This window comes from Gilliamella sp. X-60 (assembly GCF_057063585.1).
The window spans coordinates 1-5,736 of the sequence record NZ_JBXSQJ010000038.1 but is presented as its reverse complement, the minus strand read 5'-3'; the positions used below and the strand labels follow the sequence as shown (position 1 = coordinate 5,736).

At 39.3% G+C, this 5,736-nt stretch carries 1 protein-coding gene; it reads left to right on the top strand.

All coding sequences use genetic code 11. The features are described 5' to 3' along the window. Window positions 1-5,736 (top strand): hypothetical protein (locus tag ACYIAM_RS12805; protein ID WP_483748533.1); only part of this gene is annotated, 5,736 nt, incomplete at both ends.

Genomic DNA, 5,736 nt, shown 5'->3' with positions numbered 1-5,736 from the left:
AGTCAACAGGACATTCGCAATAGCAAGCAAATTTACAGTCAACAAAATATCCACTTAAACAGTCAAAAAGCCATTGTGAATGAGGGTTCATTCCTTGCCAAGCACGATGTTGTTCTTAAAGGCTCAGCGATAAATAGCACTAAAAATAGTACTGTGGCTGCGGGTATTGATGAAAAGGGAAAACTGACCGAGCCTGGTAATATTATCGCTGATGCTAATCAAGTTTCCCTCACGGGTAAAAATCTGGCCGGTCAACACATCAGAGTCAATGCGCAAAAAAATATTCATCTAGCCAACAGCCAAAATATAGCGGAATCGGTTACATTAACCGCCGAAAATATCGACATCAATGCAGCTACAATCAAGAGTGAAAAAGATATCACTTTACAAGCGAGCAATGCCATTGATAGTCGTCATTTACAAGCTAAAACGAATAGCTCTTACTCTGCTAATGCCAACACCATTAATAATCAACAATCGGTTATACTGGCTAATAAAGATATTGCCTTTAGCGCCCATAATATCAACAATGCGCAATCCAAATTCAATGCGGGCAGCAGCATTAATTTTAATGCTGAGGACTTCATCGATAATCACAAGGCGACGCTTTTGGCGGAAGGGGCAATTAATTTACAAAGCCAACAGATTATCAATAATGAATCGCTATTAGTCAGTCATGACCATTTGCAAATAAAGGCGAAAACATTAGAAAACCAAAAATCAACATTACAATCAAAAAAAGATTTAACCATTGCTAGCCATCAGATTGATAATCAGCAGTCTGAATTATTAACGGAAGGCGCTTTAACGATCCATGCCAACCAAATTAACAACCAAAAAGCAGCGTTAAGTGCGAAAGGTGATATCAATATTCACAGTGCATTAGTGAACAATGAAGCATCGACATTTATTTCTGAAAATACGATTAATCTGAATGTTAAACAATTTTTTAACCAATATGCCAAACTCACCGCACTCCATAATATTGCGATTGATGGGCAGCAGGTGAATAACCAATCTGCAGAATTAAAAGCCAATGGTTATTTGTCAATTAATTCTACTGAGCTAAACAATCAATCAGCACGATTACTCACGAATTCCACCTTAACGTTACAAGGTAAAAATATCAATAATCATCATGCCGAACTCAGCGCCAGCGATCGCATTGCTATAACCGCAGAGCAACTATGGGCTAATGAAGGGATATTTATCAGCAATCAGGATATTCATATCACCAGTTCGCATATTGAAGCCCAAAAAGTAAAAGTGAAGGCAAAAGGTGATATTAAACTCAATGCAACCGATGATATTGATGCCACAAATGGATTAATGGTGAGTGAAAAAAAAGCCAGCATTACCGCTAACATGGTGAAATTAAATGAAGTCACCTTAAGTGCCAAAGATGACATAACAGTGAGTGCAACTTCACAATTAGACAATAACAATGCTAAATGGATTAGTGAAGGTCATATTAGTGCTGATGCCCAAACGATAAATAATCAAAATTCGTCAATATCAAGCTATAAAAATATTTTCTTTAAAGCACCTCATTTAAATAATCATAACAGCAAATTACTCAGCTATGGAAAAATTGACTTAGCGTCGAATATTGTCAATAACCAAAATACCCTTATCAATGCACTAGCAGATATTCATATTCAGGCTGACGATATTGACAATCAAAATGCACAAATCATTAGCCAGCAATCGATAAATATACAAGGTAAAGATATTGATAATCGCCATTTAGCGATGCAATCAGGTAAAGCGCTATCAATGGCGGCTACCAACAAATTGAACAATGCTGATGCGACATTGATTTCAGGTGATAAACTCAACCTTGAGTCACTGTTAATTGATAATCAACGTTCGAAAATCAAATCGCATCATGACCTGACCATGCAAGGTAAAAGCATTAACAATCAACAGAGCACGATGCTGGCTACAGGCAATGTTGGATTTACTGCCGATGAGCAATTAGATAATCAAGAAGCTGATATTCGAACGCAAAATAAAATCGATATGGTGGCCAAACACATTCATAATCAAAATAGCTTATTGGCAGCCGGTGGTGAAGTCAAGCTTAATGCCAATGAACTCAATAGTCAGTCATCCATCTTAAAAGCCGATGATCATCTTCGCATAAAAGCGAAAAAGCTCAATAGCACCTTGGTCAAATGGGTCAGCCAAAATGCCATCATCCTTGAAAGTGATGAAATCAATAATCAATCGGCGGTATGGAAAGCGGATAAGGGCATTACCGTTAAAGCTAATGATTTAAATAATAACGATGCGACCTTAATATCGGGTGCTCAATTAGCATTAACCGCTAAAAAATTAGCCAACCAATCGGCCTATATCCATGCCGATAAAGGCATCAATATCCAAAGTACCGAATTTGATAATCAATCCGCCACGTTAATTACTAACGATTCTATACATATTGATGCCAATAAAACGAACAACCAAGATGGTACCTTATCAGCAAAACAAAATATTACCGTAAACAGTGACGAAATAAATAATCAAAACGCCTTATGGTTAGCTGATAAACATATTTCGATTCATGCCAATAACCTTGACAATCGTGAAGCGGCACTACAGGCTAATCAAGGTATGCAAATTAATGTCAATGCCAGCTTAGCCAATCAACATGCACTCCTCATTTCGGGGAAAGACGGCCTGATTATCCATGCTGATGATTTAGATAATGACGATGCTGAATTAAGCAGTAAGGGCTTATTGGCCATTACTGCCAATAATGTGAATAATCATCAAGCACAATTGGTCGCAGAAAGTGACCTAACGGTCAACGCAAATCACATCAATAACCAGTCTGCCGATATTCAAGCCAAAGGGGATGTCACCTTAGCGGGACAAACCCTTGATAACCGACAAGCCAAATTATTGAGCATGGGCAATATTGAGTTACAGGCAGAAAATAATTTAACTAACAATCAGGCAACGCTAACGGCGATGCAACAAATTCAATTACACTCTCAGGGGGCTATTGATAATCAACACTCAACAATGGTGGCCAATAAGGGCATTTTGATTGAGGCTGATTCGATTAATAACAGCCAATCAAAACTTGAAACCGCAAGCTTATTGAAGATTATTGCAAATGCTATTACTAATCAGCATGCCAAATTGAATGCAGGGCAAATTGAGTTAAAAACCCAATCGCTTGAAAACCAACAAGCCGATATGATTGCCAAAACGTTATTACATATTCAAGCGGATAAAATAGCTAATAACCAAGCACGTTTATTAGCCAATGATATTACCATTAACGCCAATCAACTTAGTGGCGACGGTGAACTGCTCGCTGAAAACGATATTGCGCTTAATTTAACTCAGGCGTTTGATAACAAAAACAGCTTGCTAGCGAATAATGATATTTTAATCAATGCAAGCCAAATTACCAATGACGGAAAAATCTCATCGGGTCAAGCAATCACCCTTAGGAGTGATGAAATTAAAAATACCGCCACAGGGATTATAGAATCTGAGGAAATCAATACCGAAGGACGTATATTGGAAAATAAAGGGTTGATTGATGGTGGTGAGGTCAACTTGAACGCTTCACAGCGTGTTGACAATCTAGACGGGGCACGCTTATATGGGGATTGGATTTATATCAAAGCCCATGAAGTCAACAACCGTGCTCCTGCTTTAACTAGCCCCATTGCGCCAACTATTGCAGCAAGGGAAGCGCTTTTATTGGATGTCAACACGTTAAATAACACCAATCATGCACTAATACTCAGCTTAGGGGATATGTACATTGAGGGACAAACACTAAACAACCACTCAGCGCGGATCGAAGCGACTGACGATATGACATTAAATGTTAATCAAATTAACAACATTAATGACCATATTGAAACTGAAGATGTCTTAGTCGATAGCCAACATATTGTTGAATATTCCCCACTCGGTGATGCAAGGCGATATAAACCCGATGAAGTCAGCATTCGTACTAGCCCTAAAAAACGGCATAGATATCCTGTTTTGCATTCAAATAATGGCGCTTTTGATTCCACTTATAAGTATCACAAATATGACTACACAAGAAATATTTATGAAACTAAAATTAAAAGTACCGCGCCGGCAGAAATCATTTCAGGAAAGAATTTGGTTGTCCAATCCGACCATTTAGAGAATGATAATAGTAAAATTATTGCCGGTAATGCCTTAGATATCATGACCGGCACACTCAATAATCACTCATTAAAAGGCCAGCGCACCGTTACCGATACTGGTGATAAAATTTATCATTATCGAGATAAAGGACATAGGAAAGGTAAAACCGTATATACAAAAAGAGCAGAATGGAAAGATTATAAAAACCAATTCATTACTACTATCGATCTTGAGCATGCCAAAATAGAATCGCATAGCAATGTAGATAAAACCAACGTTGATTTGCAACCACGTGAAGAGGAAAAAGTTAGCGTAGGTCACATTGTTAATCCAATCGTAACAGAGATCAAAAATGAGAAACATCTAGACAATTCGCTAGAAGATATCATCAATCAGGGTAAAGAAAAAGGCAATGTCAGCATTTCAACCGAATCGCCAATTCATGATTTGCCGATCACACAACCCATTTTGCCACCCGAGAAAGTTGAAAAGCCCGACGCACCGATAATTGATGATAATCAAAAAGTTTCGGTGCCGAGTGAAGCGGGTCAGTCACATGCGGATTCAATCATCTTTGTTGAGCCTAATCTGACCTTACCGCAAAATAGCTTATCGATAATTAATAAAGATCCACAAAGCAATTATTTGGTGGAAACCGACAGCCGTTTCACCAATCGCAAAAAGTGGTTAAGTTCGGATTATATGCTTAACCAATTACGCGTTGATCCGAATAACATCCAAAAACGGTTAGGGGATGGTTATTACGAGCAACAGCTCATCCGAGAGCAAATTGCCACTTTAACGGGTCATCGTTATATTGGTGATTATAGCAGTGACCTAGAGCAGTATAAAGCCTTAATGAATGCTGGGGCCACGTTTGCTAAGCAGTACGGATTATCGGTAGGTGCCTCGCTGTCAGCGGAACAAATGAAAGCCTTAACCAGTGATATTGTCTGGTTGGAAAGCAAGACGGTGATGGTCGATGGACAACCGGTCTCGGTATTGGTGCCACAAGTTTACCTCGTTAACCGCCCGCAATTAACGACGGAGGGGGCATTATTATCGGGTAAAAGTGTCACGGTGCTGGCGAAGAAGGATATTGAATCCTCGGGGACGATATTAGGTAAAAATCGGGTTGCCTTATTAGGCAATAACGTCAATAACCAAGGTCTGATTGATGCGGGTGCAATTATCATTCAAGCGAAAGATAGCATTAACAGCAGTGGCAAATTAAAAGCGGATAGGTTGGCTTATTTACAGGCGAATAACGACATCAACTTAAATAGCACCACCTCGACCACCGAAACGCATTACGGCGCGAGCAAAAGCAAAAACACGGTGATTGACCAAGTATCAACTCTCAGCGTCACCGATGGTGATATCCACTTAAAAGCGGGGCATGACATCAATTTGGGTGCGGCCTTGGTAATAAATGGCGGTGAAGATGGGGTCACTAACGTGATAGCGGGGCACGATATCAATTTATCGACCTTAAAGACAGAAAGCTATCAAGACGCGATATGGAATAAGAATCACTCACACAAGGTTGATATTGAAGATGTGGTGGGCAGTGAACTGTTAACCCAAGGT